Origin of the sequence: Burkholderia sp. 9120 (assembly GCF_000745015.1) — a bacterium.
Classification (GTDB): Bacteria; Pseudomonadota; Gammaproteobacteria; order Burkholderiales; family Burkholderiaceae; genus Paraburkholderia.
This window is the reverse complement of the sequence record NZ_JQNA01000002.1, coordinates 4362855-4382092: the sequence shown is the minus strand read 5'-3', so window position 1 is coordinate 4382092 and position 19238 is coordinate 4362855. Positions and strand designations below refer to the sequence as shown.

At 64.6% G+C, this 19238-nt stretch carries 18 protein-coding genes; 11 read left to right on the top strand and 7 right to left on the bottom strand.

Annotated features, from left to right (window positions below; genetic code table 11):
- Window positions 1–93: 93 nt before the first annotated feature.
- Complete coding sequence (locus FA94_RS27685) at window positions 94–2139, bottom strand: zinc-dependent metalloprotease (protein ID WP_081936170.1); 2046 nt, start codon at window positions 2137–2139, stop codon at window positions 94–96.
- A gap of 358 nt (window positions 2140–2497) precedes the next feature.
- Here FA94_RS27685 and atzF point away from each other — a divergent pair, with 358 nt between their 5' ends.
- The 9 genes from atzF to FA94_RS27640 all read left to right on the top strand — a co-directional run bounded on the left by atzF (window position 2498) and on the right by FA94_RS27640 (window position 12016).
- Window positions 2498–4417: an allophanate hydrolase gene (gene atzF / locus FA94_RS27680; RefSeq protein WP_051980813.1), complete on the top strand. Its 1920-nt coding sequence runs from the start codon at window positions 2498–2500 to the stop codon at window positions 4415–4417.
- Between the two features lie 23 nt (window positions 4418–4440).
- Window positions 4441–5538 (top strand): BMP family ABC transporter substrate-binding protein, encoded by a 1098-nt coding sequence (locus FA94_RS27675; protein WP_035557244.1) that lies wholly within the window; start codon window positions 4441–4443, stop codon window positions 5536–5538.
- Between the two features lie 75 nt (window positions 5539–5613).
- Window positions 5614–6738 (top strand): ABC transporter permease, encoded by a 1125-nt coding sequence (locus tag FA94_RS27670; protein WP_035557242.1) that lies wholly within the window; start codon window positions 5614–5616, stop codon window positions 6736–6738.
- Window positions 6731–7657, top strand: coding sequence for an ABC transporter permease (locus tag FA94_RS27665; protein ID WP_051980811.1), 927 nt, complete (start codon window positions 6731–6733; stop codon window positions 7655–7657). The genes FA94_RS27670 and FA94_RS27665 overlap by 8 nt, the downstream gene beginning before the upstream one ends.
- A gap of 103 nt (window positions 7658–7760) precedes the next feature.
- Entirely contained in the window at window positions 7761–8453 is a 693-nt protein-coding gene (biuH, locus tag FA94_RS27660; protein WP_035563219.1) for a biuret amidohydrolase, read from the top strand.
- A 2-nt stretch (window positions 8454–8455) separates the two neighbouring features.
- Window positions 8456–10099: an ABC transporter ATP-binding protein gene (locus tag FA94_RS27655; RefSeq protein ID WP_035557237.1), complete on the top strand. Its 1644-nt coding sequence runs from the start codon at window positions 8456–8458 to the stop codon at window positions 10097–10099.
- A complete protein-coding gene (locus FA94_RS27650) occupies window positions 10096–10791 on the top strand; it encodes a cysteine hydrolase family protein (protein WP_035557235.1) in 696 nt (231 codons plus the stop codon). Before FA94_RS27655 ends, FA94_RS27650 begins: the two co-directional genes overlap by 4 nt.
- Complete coding sequence (gene hpxZ / locus FA94_RS27645) at window positions 10782–11204, top strand: oxalurate catabolism protein HpxZ (protein WP_051980809.1); 423 nt, start codon at window positions 10782–10784, stop codon at window positions 11202–11204. The genes FA94_RS27650 and hpxZ overlap by 10 nt, the downstream gene beginning before the upstream one ends.
- A gap of 35 nt (window positions 11205–11239) precedes the next feature.
- Complete coding sequence (locus FA94_RS27640) at window positions 11240–12016, top strand: GntR family transcriptional regulator (RefSeq protein ID WP_035557233.1); 777 nt, start codon at window positions 11240–11242, stop codon at window positions 12014–12016.
- Between the two features lie 54 nt (window positions 12017–12070).
- Here FA94_RS27640 and FA94_RS27635 read toward each other — a convergent pair whose 3' ends face one another.
- Complete coding sequence (locus FA94_RS27635) at window positions 12071–13114, bottom strand: rod shape-determining protein (protein WP_035557230.1); 1044 nt, start codon at window positions 13112–13114, stop codon at window positions 12071–12073.
- 120 nt (window positions 13115–13234) lie between these two features.
- Window positions 13235–13636, bottom strand: coding sequence for a hypothetical protein (locus tag FA94_RS27630; protein ID WP_035557227.1), 402 nt, complete (start codon window positions 13634–13636; stop codon window positions 13235–13237).
- A 281-nt stretch (window positions 13637–13917) separates the two neighbouring features.
- Here FA94_RS27630 and FA94_RS27625 point away from each other — a divergent pair, with 281 nt between their 5' ends.
- Both FA94_RS27625 and FA94_RS27620 read left to right on the top strand, forming a co-directional pair.
- Complete coding sequence (locus tag FA94_RS27625; protein ID WP_231585040.1) at window positions 13918–15159, top strand: GNAT family N-acetyltransferase; 1242 nt, start codon at window positions 13918–13920, stop codon at window positions 15157–15159.
- Window positions 15160–15467: 308 nt separating this feature from the next.
- Window positions 15468–15659, top strand: a complete 192-nt coding sequence (locus FA94_RS27620; protein WP_035557225.1) for a DUF2964 family protein — start codon at window positions 15468–15470, stop codon at window positions 15657–15659.
- Window positions 15660–15735: 76 nt separating this feature from the next.
- On the opposite strand, the gene FA94_RS27615 is transcribed toward FA94_RS27620, so the two are convergent.
- The 4 genes from FA94_RS27615 to FA94_RS27600 all read right to left on the bottom strand — a co-directional run bounded on the left by FA94_RS27615 (window position 15736) and on the right by FA94_RS27600 (window position 19178).
- On the bottom strand, window positions 15736–16566 hold the full coding sequence (locus tag FA94_RS27615; protein WP_081936165.1) for a helix-turn-helix domain-containing protein: 831 nt from the start codon (window positions 16564–16566) through the stop codon (window positions 15736–15738).
- Window positions 16559–16990, bottom strand: a complete 432-nt coding sequence (locus FA94_RS27610) for a response regulator (protein WP_035557222.1) — start codon at window positions 16988–16990, stop codon at window positions 16559–16561. Before FA94_RS27610 ends, FA94_RS27615 begins: the two co-directional genes overlap by 8 nt.
- Window positions 16991–17136: 146 nt before the next feature.
- Window positions 17137–17784 carry a response regulator gene (locus FA94_RS27605; protein WP_035557218.1) on the bottom strand — a complete coding sequence of 216 codons (648 nt, stop codon included), beginning with the start codon at window positions 17782–17784 and terminating at the stop codon, window positions 17137–17139.
- Complete coding sequence (locus FA94_RS27600; RefSeq protein WP_063771804.1) at window positions 17781–19178, bottom strand: PAS domain-containing sensor histidine kinase; 1398 nt, start codon at window positions 19176–19178, stop codon at window positions 17781–17783. Before FA94_RS27600 ends, FA94_RS27605 begins: the two co-directional genes overlap by 4 nt.
- Between the last annotated feature and the right edge of the window lie 60 nt (window positions 19179–19238).

Below are 19238 nucleotides of genomic sequence, written 5' to 3'. Positions count from 1 at the left end.
GTGAGCGAACCCGTCGGAGTACGGAGTATAAATTCGCGCGCCGTGCAGACAATAATCGGCACGGCGCGTTACTACGTGACGCGTTCCGCGTCGTTACTGGATAACAAAGTTGGCAGGTGAAACCGCGAAGAAGACATTGCCGATGCAACTTACCCTGACGCGACCTTTCGCGGTCCGCTCACTCACGCGCGGCAGCATGACGGACGCGCTGCCGGTGTTCGGTACGGCAGCAGCCAGCGGGCGCGGCAGATAGGTGTACCCGCCATCCACCGACAGATCGATACGCACCGCCGTGCACGAGATCGGCGCCTGGTCGGTGCTCGCGACGTCCCAGCCGATCGATTGGACGGAGCCGCCGGATAGCGTCGCCGAGCGTCCCGGCAGTGTCACGGCAAAAGGACGCGCGGTCTTCAGCACATTGAGCGTGACATCCGAGCTGGCGGTGGTGTTCTGGAGGGTATCGCGCGCCGTCAAGCGGAACGTCAGTGTGCGGTTCGTGGCGGGGTAGGCCTCTCCCTTGCCCAACGGCTCGTCACCGAGGACCGCCGCGAGGCGCGGGAACACGCGCTCGCCGCTGATATTGGGGAGATAGGAACGGAACAGCGGACCCAGGCCGTCGTCTTTGAGTACGATGCCCTGCACCGGCCCGGCATCGAACTGTTCCCAGCCATACGTCATCCTTGCGCGTGTGCTTCCGGTCGCGTGGCCCCGCAGGACGAACGGCGTACCCGAGGGGATCGTCAGCGTGTCGAGGCCGCCGGCCGACAGACTGAGCGGCTCGAGGGTCGGCGCGCTGCCCGGATTGAGACGTTTAACCGCGCAGTCGCCGCCTTTCGATGAAATCCAGGCATTCACCTGAGCCTGAGTGACGGCATGGAAGTACGGATCCGAGTGATCCTGCAGATTCTCCACGGGCAGACACATGCCCGCGTATCCCATGATCGTGGAGCCGCTGCCGGGTTCGAGCGCCGAGCCCGGTAGCGTCGATCTTCCTCCGCCGCAGCGGTTGAAGGTGTGCCAGGCGCCGAATTGATGCCCTAACTCATGCGCGACGAAATCGACGTGGAACGCATCTCCCACGGGATGGGTCCGTCCCGACATGCCGGCCGCCTTATTGTTTGTACCGGCATCGTTGCGGCAGGTGTTGCCGATACGTCCGGCGGCGCCTCCGCTAGCCGTGGTGACGACGTGCCCAAGATCGAAGCCGGCCGCGCCGACGACACGGTCCAGATTCTCGACGTTGGCCAGCAATACATCGCCGCTATTCAGGTACGGGTCGGTGGCGGCCTTCGTATAAATAAGCTTGTCGTTATTGGGAATCAGCGTGAGATGCACGTTGAAATTCTGCTCGAATATTTCATTGACGCGGTTGATCATCAGGCTGATGGACGCCAATCCGCCGGCCACCGTGCCGCCGAATTTGGCGGTATAGGCACTGGTCGCCGCCACGGCAATACGATAATCGCGGCGAATTTTACCGGTCGCGGTGCGCGACTGGGACGCGTCGCGGTTCGCGTCGGAGTGTCGATCGCCGGAAGCCGAATCGCTGATGTGTTCGTGAAATGGCTGATCCGAAGCAGGGAGCGAATGACGGCGGAAGCTCCAGTATTGTCCGCCGCGCGCCGGGGCGTTTTGCACCTTACCGCTCAGTGTTTCCGCGGGCTGCACCAGCCAGGCGCCGTCCTTGTCGTAGACCATGGCTTTCATGCCTTGCGGCGACATGTCCAGACGCACGGTGCGTCCTTCGGCGTCGCGGCCCTTCAGGCTGCGGATTTCCGGGTAGCGTTGGGCTAGCGCCGGCGGCAGGGTCCCGGAATCGGACAGGACAAACTCGGAAAAACCGCCTTCAGGTAAAGGTAAAGACAGCCGGATATCCGGGTATTTAGATCGTGGCGTTATTTCTTCTGAAACTATCGGAATGGCTGCGATTTCTGATTTTAGGTTGGCGAAATCCAGGGTGAGAATTCGCCGCTGTGCCGGATATCCCGCTTCAATTCTTGATCTCAGTGTGTCGTTTCGCGGATTGTCTGAATCTTGCCAAAGTGCTTGCGTATCGGCTGCATTAGCGGCGGAAAGGAGAAAGACGCCCGTTAAAAGCAGGGTGCAATAAATCAGAACGTGTTTTAACGTTCGCGGCATAAGATTTCCCTCGCGATATTCCGATCCAGAAACACGCTCATTCGATCGGGATAATGAATTAAATAAGTGGCGGCTACCGGGCGAAATATAACGTCGGCGCCACGGGCGGACTATGCGTCGCAACGGCACACGGCCGGGCGCAAAGACTGGGCGAGCCGGCCCCGAGTTGGTGAGCGCTGCACCACGAGCGCGGCTGGCCGTGAGCGCCGCAATGATGCGCCGGGACCGACAGCGTCGCCTCGCAACCCTTACCAGGCAAGGCTCGCAGGCTCTGCACCGAAGCCGGCACTGGATTTGGCATAGCTCCTGCTTAGTTGAGTTCAAACTTGTATTCAAGATTGGACTCAAGGAAAACAGCGTGTCTATTCCACGACCTTTTACGGTTCGCAGCCTTCTCGACGACTATGCCTCGGGCGTTCTCACGCCGTCTCGAGTCGTAGCGTCGGCGCTCGCACGTATCGACGACATCGACCGGCCGGAAGTCTGGACGCTCCGTGTGCCGGGCGCCGACCTGATGGCGCGCGCCCGTGCGCTCGAAATGGCCTATGAAGAGCAGGGCGGCGCCGTCTTCGAGCGCATGCCGCTGTTCGGCGTGCCGTTCGCGGTGAAGGACAACATCGACGTCGCCGGTCTGCCGACCACCGCCGCTTGCCCCGCGTTCAGCACCACGCCCGACGTGTCCGCGTTCGCCGTGCAGCGTTTGCTCGATGCCGGCGCGATCCTGATCGGCAAGACCAATCTCGACCAGTTCGCCACCGGCCTCGTCGGCACGCGTTCGCCGTATGGCGCCGTGCGGCATCCGGTGGATCCGCTGCGTGTGTCGGGGGGCTCGAGTTCGGGCTCGGCGGTTGCCGTGGCGGCGGGCTGCGTAGCTTTTTCGCTCGGCACGGATACCGCCGGGTCGGGGCGGGTGCCTGCCGGCTTCAACGGACTCGTCGGGTTGAAACCGTCGCTGGGACTGGTCAGCAAGCGCGGCGTGGTGCCGGCCTGCCGCAGCCTCGACACGATTTCCGTATTCGCGCACGACGTCGGCGACGCGTGGCGCGTGCTCGTCGAAATCGCGGCTTTTGATCCGCTCGACGGCTATTCGCGCAAGCTCCCGATGCAGGGTCTGCTGCACGCTGCCCCGCGAATCGGCGTGCCGGATTCGCTCGAATTTTATGGCGACACCGCAGCGAGCGAGGCGTTTTCCTCGGCGCTCGACACACTGTCGACGCATCTGTCTTTGAGCCTCCAGCCGGTCGACTTCGAACCGCTCAAGGCGGTTTCCGCGCTGCTCTACGACGGTCCGTGGGTTGCCGAGCGCCGTGCCGCGCTCGGGGCTTTTTTCGACACGCATCGTGAAGCGATCGACCCGGTCGTCGCAAAGGTAATCGGCCAGGCGGACCGGTTCAGCGCCGTCGATGCGTTCAACGGCCAGTACGCGCTCGTCGATCTGAAACGGCGCGCCGAAGCGTTGTTCGACACCATTGACGTTTTGATCGTGCCGACCGCGCCGACCCATCCGTTGATCGCGGACGTCGTGGCCAATCCGGTCGAACTGAACAGCCAGCTCGGCTACTACACGAACTTCGTGAACCTGCTCGATCTGTGCGCGTTGGCCGTGCCGTGCCGGCGTCGGTACGACGGCTTGCCGGCCGGCGTCACGCTGATCGCGCCAAGCGGCGCGGATCGTCGGCTCGCGGAACTGGGGGCGCGGATCGAGGCGCTGTTCGCCGACGCAAACAGCGTTGCCGCTGGAACGAGCACCGACACCATCGCCAGCGCGATCGCCCCTTTGCCATTCCAGGAACCCAGCGTCGCACTCGCCGTGGTCGGCGCGCATCTGCGTGGCCAGCCGCTGAACTGGCAGCTTCAGCAAGCCGGCGCGCGCTTCGTCGAAGCCACCGCCACAACGGCCGATTACCGGCTCTACGCGCTCGCCAACACCCAACCGCCCAAACCCGGCCTGGTCCGCACGGACGCGTCGCACCAGGGCGCACCGATTGCCGTCGAAGTCTGGCAGATCCCGCTGCGCACCTTCGGCCCATTCGTCGCCGACGTACCCGCGCCGCTCGGCATCGGCACGCTGCAACTCGCGGACGGTCGCGCGGTGAAGGGCTTTATCTGCGAACCGTCGGCCGTGAGCGACGCCAGCGGCGCGCACGACATCACCGCGTTCGGCGGCTGGCTCGCGTGGCTCGACAGCGCCACGGCCGAGCGCGCCGAGCCGCACGACAGCCCGCACGGCGACTCGCCCGCCGGTCTTCAGCCGAACCCGCAAGCCAACGCTCTCTAACCCTCGATCAGGAATTGGACACCATGACCAGCCGCCGCCATTTCATCACCAGCGCCAGCATGCTGACGCTCGGCAATATCCTGCCGTTCCAGTCGGTGTTTGCCGCGCCGAAGACCACCGTCGGCGTGATCTACGTCGGCGCGCGCGGCGACTACGGTTACAACCAGGCGCAGGCGCAAGCCGCCGCCGTGATCAAGAAGATGCCCGATGTAAAGGTGGTCGAAGAAGAGAACGTGCCGGAAACCATCGCCGTGCAAAAAACCATGGAAGCGATGATCGAACAGGACGGCGCCACGCTGATCTTCGCGACCTCGTTCGGTTACTTCGACCCGCACGTGCTGAAGATGGCGGCGAAGTATCCGAAGGTGCGTTTCGCGCATTGCGGCGGTTTGTGGAAGCAGGGCAACCCGCCGAACATCACCAGCTACTTCGGCTATATCGACGAATGCCAGTACCTGAACGGCGTGGTCGCGGGTCATATGACGAAGAGCAAAAAGCTCGGTTTCGTGGCCGCCAAACCGATCCCGCAGGTGCTGCGCAACATCAATTCGTTCACGCTCGGCGCGCAGTCGGTCGATCCGTCGATCACCACCCAGGTGATCTTCACCGGCGACTGGTCGATGCCGGTCAAGGAAGCCGAGGCGACCAACAGCCTGGTCGATCAGGGTTGCGACGTGGTGACCTGCCACGTCGACGGTCCGAAGGTCGTGGTCGAAACCGCGGAGAAACGCGGCGCGATGAGTTGCGGCTATCACGCGAGCCAGGCGGCGCTCGCGCCGAAGGGTTATCTGACCGGCGCCGAGTGGGACTGGGCGACGCCGTACAGGCAACTGGTGACGGGCGCGCAGGCCGGCACGCCGCAACCCAACGTGCTGCGCGGCGGCCTGAAGGAAGGTTTCGTGAAGATGTCGCCGTACGGCGCGAAGGTCAGCGCGGCCGCGAAGCAGAACGCCGACGCGATCAGAACCAGCATGGTGGCCGGTAATTTCGTGATCTTCAAAGGCCCGATGAAGGACAACAAGGGCGGCATGGCGATCGCCTCGGGCGCGAGCCACGGGCAGACCGACTACACGCTCGAGAGCATGAACTATCTGGTCGCGGGCGTCGTCGGTCAGATCTGATCGCGGCGCGGCGCGTACGTGATGTTTTAGCTTGACGCGTTTGCCTGACGAAATTGCGTGAATCGAGGAGCCGTGATGCGTGCCCATCCCCCCAATCCCTTCGCCGCGAGAGCGCTGCTGTCGCTCCTGCCCGCGCTGCCGACCGTGTTGGCGGTGCTCGGCACCTTGCTGCTTTTTTCGCTGTTCCTGCTGGTGCAAGGGCAGCCCGCGCCCGATGCAATCGGTTTGATCTTCGAAGGCGCGTTCGGCTCGTCGTTCGCATGGCAAAGCACCTTGCTGCGCGCGGCGCCGCTGATGCTGACCGCGTTGTGCGTGGCGTTGCCGGCCCAGGTCGGGCTGATCGTGATCGGCGGCGAAGGGGCGCTCGCGCTCGGCGGGCTGGGCGCGGCGATCGTCCCGCAACTGCTGCCGCACAACACGCCCTGGCTAATCGCCACGCCGCTGATGGCGCTCGCCGGCATGCTGGCCGGCGGCATCTGGATCGGCGCGGTCGGTGCGTTGCGGCAGTGGCGCGGCGTCAACGAGACGATCAGCAGCCTGCTGATGTCGTATATCGCGATCGCCGTGTTCAAGCATCTGGTGGAAGGACCGCTGCGCGATCCCGCGAGCCTGAACAAGCCGTCCACGCTGCCGGTGCCCGACGCGTTGATGATCGGCTCGATCCCGGGGCTCGACACGCATTGGGGCTTGTTCTGGGGCGTGGTGGCATGTATCGCCGCGTGGGTCTTCGTGAAGTTCAGCACGCAAGGTTTCGCGATGCGCGTGGTGGGCGGCAGCAATCGCGCCGCGCGGCTGGTTGGCCTGCCCGTCAACCTGCTGGCGCTGAGCGCCTGCGTGCTCGGCGGCGCGGCGGCCGGCCTCGGCGGCATGTTCGAGGTCGCGGCGGTGCAGGGCAGCGCGAATGCGTCGCTGCTCGCGGGCTACGGTTACGCGGGCATCCTGGTGGCCTTCGCCGCGCGCCAGAATCCGCTCGCCATCATTGCGTGCGCGCTGATGATCGGCGGCATTGAAGCGAGCGGCAGCCTGCTGCAACGGCATCTCGATCTGCCCGACGCCACCACCTTGGTGCTGCAAGGCCTGCTGTTCGCCAACCTGCTCGCGTGGGAAGCGCTCGGTGGCCGGATTGCCGCGTGGCGCGTCAAATTGCAGGCCGCCGCGCGCACCGAACCTGCCGTGCAACTGGAGCAGACCCATGCCTGATATGCACTCGCCCATCGTGATCCTGTTGCTGTCGCTGTTCGCCGGCGCAATCCGCGTCAGCACGCCTTATCTGTTCGTCAGTCTCGGCGAGTGTCTGACCGAGAAGGGCGGGCGCGTGAATCTCGGCCTCGAAGGCATTCTCGTCTCGGGTGCGATGAGCGGTTACGCCGCCGCGTTTCTGAGCGGCTCGCCGTGGGTGGGCGTGCTCGCCGCCGGACTGGTCGGCTTGCTGCTCGGCTGCCTGCATGGTCTCGTGTGTTCGTTGCCGCGCGTGTCGGACATTGCGTTCGGCATCGCGTTGATGCTGCTCGGCACCGGACTCGCGTTCTATCTCGGCAAACCCTTCATCGAACCGCAAGCGCCGATGCTGCCGTTTATCGATCTCGGCGCGTGGTCGTCGTCGCCGCAACTGCATAACGCGCTGCATCTGAATCTGCTGTTCGTGATCGGCGTGGCGCTGGCCTTCGTTCTGCAATGGGGATTGCGCAATACCCGCTGGGGCATGGTGCTGCGGCTCGTCGGCGATCACGCCGAAACCGCGCGCGCGATGGGCTATCCGCTCACCCGCGTACGCATCGCCGCGACAGCGGTGGGCGGTGTGTTCGCGGGAGTCGGCGGGGCGTATCTGTCGCTGGTGTATCCGGGGAGCTGGAACGAAGGGCTCTCCAGCGGACAAGGCTTGATGGCGGTCGCGCTGGTGATTTTCGCGCGCTGGCAACCGTTGCGCTGCCTGTGGGCCGCGTTGCTGTTCGGTGCGGCCGGCGCGCTCGGGCCCGCGTTGCAGGCGGTCGGCGTAACCAGCGGCTACTACCTGTTCAACGCCGCGCCGTATGTGCTGACGCTCGCGATCATGATCGTCAATTGCCGTCCGGATCGCACCCTCGCGGGCGCGCCCGGCGAACTCAGCCTGACCCGCTGAAATGTTCACGCCGCTGCAGACGTTGTTGCTGCTTTCGCCGCACACGGAAAGCCGAACGCATTTTCCTTCGGCGCACACGAACCCCAACGAGGACATGCCGACCATGACCCGATTCATCGAAGCCAAGCCGTACCCATGGCCCTACGACGGCAACCTGCGCCCGGACAACACCGCGCTCGTGATCATCGACATGCAGACGGATTTCTGCGGCCACGGCGGCTATGTCGACAAGATGGGTTACGACCTGTCGCTCACGCGCGCGCCGATCGAGCCGATCAACAGTGTGCTGAAGCCGCTGCGCGAGCAGGGCTTCACGATCATCCATACGCGTGAAGGGCACCGCCCCGATCTGTCCGACCTGCCCGCCAACAAGCGCTGGCGCAGCCGTCGCGCGGGCACCGAAGGCGTGGGCATCGGTGACGACGGGCCGTGCGGCAGGATCCTCGTGCGCGGCGAGCCGGGCTGGGAGATCATCGACGAACTGAAGCCGCTGGCGGGCGAAATCGTGATCGACAAACCGGGCAAGGGCTCGTTCTGCGCGACCGACCTCGAACTGATCCTGCGCACGCGCGGCATCGTCAATCTGATTCTGACGGGCATTACCACCGACGTCTGCGTCCACACGACCATGCGCGAAGCCAACGACCGCGGCTTCGAATGCACGCTGCTGGCCGACTGTTGCGGCGCGACCGATCCCGGCAATCACGCCGCCGCCCTGCACATGATCACGATGCAAGGCGGCGTATTCGGCACGGTCTCGAACTCGACCGCGCTGCTCCAGACCTTGGGTGGCTGATCATGGCGACGGCACAGCGACAAGCGCTCGGCGTGGAAGTGATGAACGCGGGCAAATCGTTCGGCGCATTCCGCGCACTGGACGGCGTCTCGCTCAAGGTGAAAGCCGGCACGATTCACGCGCTGCTCGGCGAAAACGGCGCGGGCAAGAGCACCCTGGTCAAGGGGCTGGTCGGCTACGGCCTGCTCGACGACGGGCAGATCGCCGCCGACGACCGCGAGGTCCACATTCATTCGCCGCGCGACGCGCAGGCGCTCGGCATCGGCATGGTGTATCAGCATTTCACGCTGGCTAGCGGGCTGTCGGTCGAAGAAAACCTGTTGCTCGCGCGCGGCCAGATGCCGTGGAAAATCGACTGGAAAGCGGAACGCGCCGCGCTCGCCGCGTTCATGCAGCGCATGCCGTTCCGGCTGCCGCTCGACGCACCGGTCGCCGCGCTGGCGGCCGGCGAAAAGCAGAAGCTCGAAATTCTCAAGCAGCTTTATTTGCAGCAGCGTTTTCTGATCCTCGACGAGCCGACCTCGGTGCTGACGCCGCAGGAAGCGGACGAAGTGCTGGGCCTGATGCGCGCGTTGACCACGCGCGGCGAGTTGACGGTGCTGATGATCACGCACAAGTTCCGCGAGGTGATGGCTTATGCCGACGACGTCACGGTGTTGCGCAAGGGCCGTCAGGTCGGCACGAGCGCGGTGGCGGACACGAGCCGCGACCAGCTCGCGGCGTGGATGATGGGCACGGCGACCACTACGCCCACTACGACCGCAACACCCGCCGCCGCCAACGCCGCCGTGCTTGCCGCCGTCAAGGTAGAACGTCTGCCGCGCAAACCGCTCGACGAATCCGCTGCCGTGCGTCTTGCGCTGCGCGATGTATCGGTGGAAGACGATCGCGGCCACACCGCAGTGAAACACGCCACGTTGTCGGTCCGCGCGGGCGAAATTCTTGGACTCGCGGGCGTATCCGGCAACGGCCAGAAGGAACTGGTCGAAGCACTGGTCGGCCAGCGCCGCGTCAAAACCGGCGACATGCGGATAGCCGGCAAGCCGTACCACGCGACCCGCGCCGAGATGACCCAGCGACGCGTATTCGCGATCCCCGAGGAGCCGCTGAAAAACGCCTGCGTCGGCGCAATGAGCGTTGCGCAGAATCTCGCGTTGCGCGACTTCGACCGTGAGCCGTTGCGGCGCGGCGGCTGGTGGCTCGACCGTCGCGCGTTGCGCGAGCGCGCGGCGCAGCGGATCGCGGAGTTCAACGTGCGGCCGCCGCTGCCCGAACGGGCGATCGGCACGCTCTCGGGCGGCAACGTGCAGCGCGCGGTGCTGGCGCGCGAACTCGGCCAACCGGTGGACGTGCTGATCGTCGCGAACCCGGTTTTCGGGCTCGATTTCGCGTCGGTGGCCGATATTCATGCGCGTCTGATGGCCGCGCGGGACGCCGGCGCGGCCGTGCTGCTGGTGAGCGAAGACCTCGACGAATTGCTGGAACTGGCGGACCGCATCATGGTGATCGCCGAAGGCGAACTGGTGTTCGACACCCCGGCGGCGCACGCGGATCGTGCCGTGCTCGGTCAACACATGGCGGGGCATGGCGACACCCCGGCGCGGCACGCCGTGCCCGCGGAACACGACAAGGAAGCGATTGAATGACCGCCGCCACGACCTCGACGATCGACGCTCAACCCAGCCCGTTTTCTTTCGACGCCACGTCCACCGCGCTCGTCGTCATCGACATGCAGCGCGATTTCATCGAGCCGGGCGGCTTCGGCGAATCGCTCGGCAACGACGTCTCGCTGCTCGCCGAAATCGTGCCGGCCGTGGCCGCGCTGCTGGCGTTCGCGCGTCGCCATGGCTGGCTGGTCGTGCATACGCGTGAGGCGCATGCCGCCGACCTGTCCGATTGCCCGCCGGCCAAACGTCTGCGTGGCGCGCCGAACAGGCGTATCGGCGATGCCGGTCCGATGGGCCGCATTCTGATTCGCGGCGAACCCGGCAATGCGATCGTCGAGCCGCTCACGCCGCTGGCCGGCGAGCTCGTGATCGACAAACCGGGCAAGGGCGCGTTCTACGCGACACGCCTCGGCGAAGAACTCGCGCTGCGTGGCATCACGCACCTGGTGTTCGCCGGCGTAACCACCGAAGTGTGCGTGCAGACGTCGATGCGCGAAGCCAACGACCGCGGCTACGACAGTCTGCTGATCGAAGACGCGACCGCGAGCTATTTCCCCGCGTTCAAACAGGCGACGCTCGACATGGTGCGCTCGCAAGGCGGTATTGTCGGCTGGACCGCGCCGCTGTCTTCCTTGATGAAACTCGACGGGGCTCACCCAGCATGGAAATAAATCAGCCGGAGATCGTGGCACAGGTGCAGGCGGCGTTTGCCGATTACGAACGGGCGCTGGTCGACCACGACATCGCCGCGATGAACGCGCTGTTCTGGCACACGCCGCAGACCGTCCGCTACGGCATCGGCGAAATCCAGCATGGCGGGGCGGCGATTCGCGCGTGGCGCGAGAGTTGCGAGCCGGTGCCGACGTCACGCACCTTGCATCGCACCGTGGTGACGACCTTCGGCCGCGACTTTGCGACGGTCAGCACCGAATTCACCAGCGACGCGACACCGTTGCTCGGCCGCCAGATGCAGACGTGGGCGCGGCTCGGTCCTACTGAGGGCTGGAAAATCGTCGCCGCTCATGTAAGCCTGATCGGCCCGATTCGCGGCAACGACGCACTCGACCCGATAAACACGCCCTGAAACGCCGATAATAAGAAAAAAGGGAATCAGGCAAGATGAACGACGACCCGACGAATCTGCTCGAGACACGCAGCGTCACGACCACGCAGGACCCGACCGCGGCGCCCGCTGCGGCCAGTTCGCCGGGCGCAGCGAATCCGCTTGCCGAACAGGTTTATCAGCAACTGAAAAACGACATCTTCAGCTTCCGGCTGTTTCCGGGTGACCGCTTTTCGGAAAACGGCATCGCGCAACACTACGGCGTGTCGCGCACGCCGATGCGCGACGGCCTGTTCCGGCTGCAACGCGAAGGCTATCTGGAAGTCGGCTTCCGGCGCGGATGGAAAGTCTCGCCGATCAACTTTGATCAGCTCGATCAGCTCTACGATTTACGCATCGTGCTGGAAGTGGCGGCTGTCGAACGGATCGGCGCGGGTGGCGACACCGCGCATGCGGTGCTGGATGCGTTGAAGGCGGTGTGGTGTGTCGAACCCGCGCAGCGCGAGAGCGATCCGGTGAAAATGTTCGGCATGGACGAAAACTTTCACCGGCAACTGGTGGCCGCCACCGGCAATGCGGAAATGCTGCGCGTCCATAACGAAGTGACCGAGCGGATTCGCATTGTGCGGCGGTTGGACTTTCTGAAGCCGCACCGCACCAGCGCCACCTACGACGAACATTCGACCATGCTGAACCTGATCGAACGCGGGCGGCTGACCGAAGCGATCATCCTGCTACGCGCGCATATCACGCAGAGCAAGCTGGAGGTGCGCAAGATCACGCTGTCCATGCTGGCGGCCGCGCGGGACAGCAAGTTGCCGTTCGTGTCCTGAACCGCCGCCTTACTCGTACGAAAATCGCTCGAACGAAAATCGCTCGTACGAAAATCACTCGTACGAGAACGCCCCGCCAAACTTCTCGATTCGTTCCAGCGCCATGCCCGAACCGCGCACCACGCAGGTGAGCGGCGCTTCGGCGACGAACGCGGGCAGGCCGGTTTCCTCGGCCAGCAGGCGGTCCAGATCGCGCAGCAACGCACCGCCGCCCGCCAGCGTAATGCCGCGTTCGGCGATGTCCGCGCCCAGTTCCGGCGGCGTTTGCTCCAGCGCGATCTTCACGGCGGAGACGATCTGATTGAGCGGGTCGGTGAGCGCTTCGAGAATCTCGTTGCTCGATACCGTGAAGCTGCGCGGAATGCCTTCCGACATATTGCGGCCCTTGACCTCCATCTCCCGGACTTCGGAGCCCGGAAACGCGGAGCCGATCTCCTTCTTGATCGCTTCGGCGGTTTGCTCGCCGATCAGCATGCCGTAGTTGCGGCGAATGTAATTGACGATCGCGTCGTCGAACTTGTCGCCGCCCACCCGCACCGAGCCTTTGTACACGATGCCGCCGAGCGAGATCACGCCCACTTCGGTCGTGCCGCCGCCGATGTCGACCACCATCGACCCGGTCGCTTCCGACACCGGCAGCCCCGCACCCGTGGCCGCCGCCATTGGCTCTTCGATCAGATAGACCTGCGAGGCGCCGGCACTGTGCGCGGCCTCCTTGATCGCGCGCCGCTCCACCTGGGTCGAGCCACACGGCACGCAGATGATGATGCGCGGCGACGGCGCAAACATGCGCGTCTCGTGCGCCATCTGGATGAAGCGCTTGATCATCTGCTGCGTGATGTTGAAGTCGGCGATCACGCCGTCTTTCATCGGGCGGATCGCCTCGATGTTGCCCGGCACTTTGCCGAGCATCTGTTTTGCTTCTTTGCCGACGGCCAGAATGATCTTCTTGCCGTTCGGACCGCCTTCCTGGCGAATCGACACGACCGAGGGCTCGTCCAGCACGATGCCCTTGCCGCGCATATAAATCAGGGTGTTCGACGTGCCGAGGTCGATGGCCAGGTCATTGGAAAAATAGCCACGCAGAAAACCGAACATGCAGATACCTGTCTCTTGGATGCCGGGCGCATGAGCGCCGCTTGGGGAGGCCGCCCGGAGGCGGCAGGGGACCAGATGACGGTCGAAAGAGCGTGAAGAATAACAGTTTCGCGGCGCGGACTACTTGGGTGGGCGTGGCCGCAGCGAGTTGTCGGCCTGCCACTTGACGCGCTCGCAATTGTTTTTGACGCGCGTGGCGAATTCGGCCGGCGAATTCAGTTGCAGCGCGCGCAACTGCAGCGCGTCGCGTTCGCCGAGCCGCCAGCCGTTCTGCCAGCGGGTCTCAAAGTCGCTCGCTTCGGTGAGGATCTTGCTGAGCTTGTCCTTGTATTGCGCGATGTCTTCCGGCGACGCGCCGCAGAAGTCCTGGAGAAATCGCGCGCGCTGGCCGGCGGCTTCGGTGCTGGCGTTGGCGCCTTCTTCGCTCGCCCGTGCGGGCGGCGGGGTCAGCAACGTGAACAGCATGAGCAGCAGGGCGGCCGCCGCGCCCAGAGACCGATAGCAAAAACGTCTGTTATTCATGATTGCCTCCTCGTGGCGAGCCTTCGGCGCAAAGAATAACGCAGTTGCGACGCAACCGCGGCACAACGGGGGCACAACGGCGGTTCCTGCGCGGCGCTGGTTCGGCGCCACTGAAAGGTTTTGAAATGTCGCGTTGCGGTACTGTAATGTTCGGCACCGCACACACGCGAATAACGCTCCGGCGCATGCTTTGCGCATCCGTTTTCACCCATGCCGGCGATGCTTCGTGTCCGCGACGTACTTGTGCGCGCGTCAACACGTCCGGCTTTCCGGGAGCCAATGTGGACGCGATTACGCAGACCGGGCACAGCACGCAAAGTACCCCGGGCACCCCGAGCACGCGGCGTTACGACATCATCAGCGACGAAGACGATTTTCGCGCATTGCAGCCCGAATGGGATGCGCTCTGGTTAAGGGCGCACGGTTATTACTACCAGTCGTTCAGTTTTTGCTGGCTCGCATGGAAACATGTGACGAAGCCGCATGGTCGCGGGCTCAAATGCATCGTGTGTCGTGAAGCCGGGCAACTGGTAATGATCTGGCCGCTCGAAACGGTGAAGCGCGTGCTGTGGACCTATCTGGTGCCGCTCGGTCCCGAAGGCGGCGACTACACGAGCGTTCTCGTCGAGAACGACGCGGCGACGACGGCCCGGGTGGAAGGCGCCTGGCACACCGCCCGGCGGCGCTGCGGCGCCGATTTCATTCACCTGCCGTATGTGCGCAACATGCTCGATCTGCATCGGCTGGTGACACAGGAGCGCCATGTGCTGTTCGCCGAAGCGCACAACGCGTCGGCGGCGAAACTGCGCGGTCAGGGGACGTGGGACGAGTATTGCAGCTCGCTCGGCACGCTGTTCGGCAAACGGCCCGGCACCTTCGCGAACCGGCTGTCGAAGGAAGGCGAGGTGGCGGTGCGTGTGATGGATCCCACGGAGGAAAGCGAGACCGCGGCGGTCATCGAATGGATGTTCAACTGCAAGCGCAGTTGGAGCGATCGGGTCGGCAAACGCAGCGTGTGGCTCGATTCGCCGGAGTTCGAGCGTTTTCTCGGCAAGCTGATCTATTCGGCCGATGTGCCGTCCATGGCGCGCCTGATCGTGGTCACGCTGGACGAAGCGCCGGTGGCCGGGATTATCGTCAGTCTCGGCAATCCGTGGGCCAGCGCAATTTTCGCGGGCTACGACCCGTACGTCGGCAAATGCTGTCCCGGCCTGATCGCGGTCGAGCAATGCGTCAAATGGGCCTTCGATAACGGTTACGACCTCGACTTCGGCGTCGGTGTCGAGCGCTTCAAATCGTACTGGTCGCGCGACGAGGCGAGCACCGCGTGGACCGTGCAGATCGTCAATTCGATCTGGGGACTGCTGGCGATGCGGGCGCGACGCGGTGCGAGGAACGTGGCTGAGCGGGTCAAGCGCCTCGCGCATGCCGGTGCGGCTGATTCAGCAGACGCGGGCAAAGCGGACAAGCCGCATGAGCCCGATTTGCAGCCTTCCGCGCGCGTACGGCCGCAGCCGGAGTGATTCGCCGGGGCTGAACAGGGGCGCCGCTGCGGTTGCACGAAGGCGAACTGATCGAGGCGGGCGATCTGACATAGACGTGATGCGCCGCCGCGTGAGGGGCGGCGGTAACGAGATCGGATCGTTCAGGACGCGGCGGCCCAATCGACCGCCGCATCGAACGGACGGCCGCTCGCCGGCGACAGATATTTCTTTGCCGCAAATCAACCGCTCGGCCGCCAACAGGCCGATGATGATCTCTCTACGTCGACTCGCCGGCTCGCGGACACCCTCCGTGCCGGGCCTCGCGTGCCTCGGCCCAGGAGGACATCATGGTCAGTGGCGAACCCAGAATCGTTTGCGCGGTGGTGGCGGTGTTCACGGCATTGGCGGGGATCGGCGCGGCGATCCGCGGCCTGCTGGACGACAGCCCCGGCTTCATTCACTACGGCGCGGCGGCGCTGGTGATCGGCGTGATCGGTTTCGTTGCGCTGCTGATTCCGACGCCTCACGACAGTGCTTGAGTCTGAGCGGTTGAATCTCAGCGCTTGAATCTCAGCGTTTGCGCCTGCGTTTCGCCGTGCCGTAGCGTCGTTGCATCTACACGCGACGCAGACCCTCCATGTCGAGAATCCGGATCTGTTTGCCGTGCGTGTCGACCAGACCGTCTTTCTGGAATTTGGACAACATCCGGCTGACGGTTTCGAGCTTCATGCCGAGATAGCTGCCGATCTCTTCGCGCGTCATGCGCAGATGGAATTCGGCGGGCGAGTAACCGCGTTTCTGCAGTTTGCCCGACAGGTTCAGCAGGAAGGTCGCCACGCGCTGCTCGGCGGACATCGTGCCGAGCAGCATCATCAGCGTCGCCTCGCGCACAATCTCGCCGCCCATCATGCGATGGACGTGCTGCTGCACGACCTTGACGTCGCGGCACATGGCCTCGAGCAGATGGAACGGGATGATGCAGACCTGGCTGTCTTCGATCGCGACCGCGTCGCAACTATGGTGGCCTGAGCAGACGCCGTCGAGCCCGAGCATGTCGCCGGCCTGATGAAAGCCCGTGACCTGCTCGCGGCCGTCGCGATGCATCACGATGGTCTTGAACGAACCCGCGCGGACCGCGTAGAGACTCTGGAACGAATCGCCGGTGCGAAACAGCGTCTCGCCATTGCGGATGGTGCGCGACGGGCAGATCAACGCTTCGATGCGCTCGGCCTCGGCGCTCGTCAAACCTTCCGGCATGCAGAAGGAATGCATCGCGCAGCTCGAGCAGGGCACGCCGGCGCGTTTCGCGTCGGGGGCCGCGAGCCCGGCCTGTTTCGCTTGCGGCGACACGGCGGCGCCCGTTAAAGACGAGATCGGCACGATCGGCACGACAGCCGCGGTCGGCGTTAGCGGCCGGGTTTCAAGGTAGTCGGCAACATCAGACATGGTGTGCTCCCAGATGATAGAGATCCCGTGCGCAATGCGCGTGGGCAAGTCGCTTGATGGTGTGACAGGCAAGATCGAATTCGCTGGTCTTGTCGAAGAAATAGCGCGCGCCGTTCGTCAGGCAGGCTTGCCGGAACCATGCGCCGGAATGGTTCGTCAGCACCATCGTGACGACCGGCGAGTTGCGCTGCGCGAGGCGCTGCAACAACTCCAGACCGGTGCCGCCCGCGAGGCGCAGATCGAGTACCACGACGTCCGCAGCAGTCGCGCCGATCGCCGCGAGCGCGGCGTCCGGTTCCTCGGCTTCGCCGACGATTTCGACACCTTCGATCGCACCCAGACGGGCCGCCATGCGCGCCCGAATGGCCAGCGCATCCTCGACGAGGAACACGCGCAACGCGTGTTGTGACGGGCTTGAGTTCATGGCTGGCAGTATCGGGCGCGCTATCTCAAAAAGAAATCGGCGCTGAACGAACTTCAGGTAGGCGAGGAGGAAGTCGTGTAGGGAATTTCCTACACGAAGGTGTTGCAGTCAGAAGAACAGCGGGGGCGTTGCAGATAAGCCGGGCGTCAAATCTCGTCGTCGTCGCCGAGCAGTTTGTGGCGCAGCGCGTAGCGCACCAGCGCGGCTTCATGCGGCATCTGCATTTTCTCGAAGATGCGTGTCTTGTACGTGCTGACCGTCTTGCTGCTGACGCACAGTTCGCCGGCAATCTCGGTGAGCGTCTGGCCGGCGGCGATGCGGCGAAACACGTCGAATTCACGATCTGAAAGCCGTTGATGCGGCAGCGTGTCGGCCGGCTCGTTGAGGCTCTGCGCGAAACGCTCTGCCATGGCGAGGCTCACGTAGACGCCGCCGGACGCCACTTTGGAGACCGCCGCGACCAGCTCCGCACTGGCGCTTTCCTTGGTCAGATAGCCCGACGCGCCCGCCTTGAATGCGCGCACCGCGTATTGCTGCTCGGCATGCATGGTCAGCACGAGAATTCGCAGCGCCGGCATTTCCTCCTTGATCTGCTTGATCAGTTCGACGCCGTTGCGCCCGGGCATCGACAGATCGAGCACGAGTACCTCGGCGGCTTGCGAGCGGACGAGCGCGATCGCGCTCGCGCCGTCGTTGGCCTCGCCGACGACTTCAAAGCCGTCGGCGTTGCGCAGGATATGCCGCAGACCGTCGCGCACCAGCGCGTGATCGTCGGCTATCAGCACTCGAATCATGTTTCCATCTCCTGCTGTTGCACGGCCGTGGCCGGGAAGCGCACCGTCAGCGCGAAACCCTGGCCGTTGACCGTATGAATGTCGACGGTGCCGCCCAGCATGTGCGCGCGTTCGCGTATGCCGAGCAAGCCGAATGATTTTTCGGTGGGCGCGGTGGAACGGCTCGCGCCGTGGCCATTGTCCGCGATCCGCACGATGCAGGTGTCCGTGTCCAGCCGCACGGTGAGCGTGACGAGCGTGGCCTCCGCGTGACGCGCGACGTTGGTCAGCGCCTCCTGCACGATACGAAACAGCGTGGTCGCGCCGGCCGGGGTGAAATTCGCTTCGCCGACCTCGACGTCGCGATCTATATCGATCCCGTAGCGGTTCGTGAAGTCGTTGGCGAGCCATTCGATCGCCGGAATCAGGCCGAGGTCGTCGAGCATGACCGGCCGCAGATCGGCGGCGATCCGCCGCACCGACGCGACCGTTGCATCGATCAGCCGGCGCATGCCGCCGAGCTGTTGCAGCACCTCGGGGTCGGTGCGGGTGTCCAGCGCCTGCTCGACCGACGAGAGGTCCATTTTCAGCGCGGTCAGTTGCTGGCCGAGATCGTCATGCAACTCACGGGCGATGCGGGTCTTCTCTTCCTCGCGCACTTTTTGCAGATTGGCCGACAGTTCGCGCAATTCCTCGCGCGATTTGCGTTGCGCGCTTTCCGCCTCGAAGCGCTCGGTGATGTCGCGCAGCATGACCGTGTAGAGCTTGCTGTCGCCGTCGCGCACCTGCGAGATCGACGCTTCGATAGGAAACTCTTCGCCGTTGCTTCTCAGGCCGAATAGCACGCGTTGCTGCCGGCCCATTTGCCGCTCGGAGACGCCGGTGACGCCGAACTGGGCGACATGCCGGTCATGGCCCGCACGAAACCGTTCGGGGATGAAGCGCGCCAGCGACGCGCCGATCGCCTCGTGCGCGCTGCAGCCGAACACATGCTCGGCCATGGGATTGAAGATGACGATGTTCTGGCGTTCGTCGACGGTGATGATCGCTTCCATCGACGAACGGATGATGCCCATCATGCGCGCTTCGTTCAGGCTCGACTGGTCGAGCGCCTCGTTCCTCGCGCTGGAGCCGCCGTGCTGCAGCGCCAGGACGAAGGCGAGGGCGCAGAGCAGGCAGGCTGCGATCACATACGCGGCCAGCAGGGTGTGAGCGGCCGCGGGGGTGTCGCCGGCGAAACTTGAAACGGCCCACTGCCACGCGGTAAATGCAATGGCCAGCGCGACGGCCAGTGTCGTCGCCGCGATCAGGGCGGGGCGTCGCAACCGCTGGGTGGTCGGTGCGCGCGCGGGCGCAGGCGTTGGCGACGCGGAAGGCGATTCGGGTGTGAGGGGCGTTTTACCGCGACAGGGCATGGGCGCCTCCTGGAGTGAAGAGCGATCCGCAAGTCGTGCCGATAACAGCGCGGGGCGGAT

What these genes read in the sequence shown, in the direction of transcription:
- FA94_RS27685 (WP_081936170.1), bottom strand. Translation starts at nt 2,139, where the DNA reads ATGCCGCGAACGTTAAAACACGTTCTGATTTATTGCACCCTGCTTTTA.
- FA94_RS27675 (WP_035557244.1), top strand. Translation starts at nt 4,441, where the DNA reads ATGACCAGCCGCCGCCATTTCATCACCAGCGCCAGCATGCTGACGCTC.
- FA94_RS27670 (WP_035557242.1), top strand. Translation starts at nt 5,614, where the DNA reads ATGCGTGCCCATCCCCCCAATCCCTTCGCCGCGAGAGCGCTGCTGTCG.
- FA94_RS27665 (WP_051980811.1), top strand. Translation starts at nt 6,731, where the DNA reads ATGCCTGATATGCACTCGCCCATCGTGATCCTGTTGCTGTCGCTGTTC.
- biuH (WP_035563219.1), top strand. Translation starts at nt 7,761, where the DNA reads ATGACCCGATTCATCGAAGCCAAGCCGTACCCATGGCCCTACGACGGC.
- FA94_RS27655 (WP_035557237.1), top strand. Translation starts at nt 8,456, where the DNA reads ATGGCGACGGCACAGCGACAAGCGCTCGGCGTGGAAGTGATGAACGCG.
- FA94_RS27650 (WP_035557235.1), top strand. Translation starts at nt 10,096, where the DNA reads ATGACCGCCGCCACGACCTCGACGATCGACGCTCAACCCAGCCCGTTT.
- hpxZ (WP_051980809.1), top strand. Translation starts at nt 10,782, where the DNA reads ATGGAAATAAATCAGCCGGAGATCGTGGCACAGGTGCAGGCGGCGTTT.
- FA94_RS27640 (WP_035557233.1), top strand. Translation starts at nt 11,240, where the DNA reads ATGAACGACGACCCGACGAATCTGCTCGAGACACGCAGCGTCACGACC.
- FA94_RS27635 (WP_035557230.1), bottom strand. Translation starts at nt 13,114, where the DNA reads ATGTTCGGTTTTCTGCGTGGCTATTTTTCCAATGACCTGGCCATCGAC.
- FA94_RS27630 (WP_035557227.1), bottom strand. Translation starts at nt 13,636, where the DNA reads ATGAATAACAGACGTTTTTGCTATCGGTCTCTGGGCGCGGCGGCCGCC.
- FA94_RS27620 (WP_035557225.1), top strand. Translation starts at nt 15,468, where the DNA reads ATGGTCAGTGGCGAACCCAGAATCGTTTGCGCGGTGGTGGCGGTGTTC.
- FA94_RS27615 (WP_081936165.1), bottom strand. Translation starts at nt 16,566, where the DNA reads ATGTCTGATGTTGCCGACTACCTTGAAACCCGGCCGCTAACGCCGACC.
- FA94_RS27610 (WP_035557222.1), bottom strand. Translation starts at nt 16,990, where the DNA reads ATGAACTCAAGCCCGTCACAACACGCGTTGCGCGTGTTCCTCGTCGAG.
- FA94_RS27605 (WP_035557218.1), bottom strand. Translation starts at nt 17,784, where the DNA reads ATGATTCGAGTGCTGATAGCCGACGATCACGCGCTGGTGCGCGACGGT.
- FA94_RS27600 (WP_063771804.1), bottom strand. Translation starts at nt 19,178, where the DNA reads ATGCCCTGTCGCGGTAAAACGCCCCTCACACCCGAATCGCCTTCCGCG.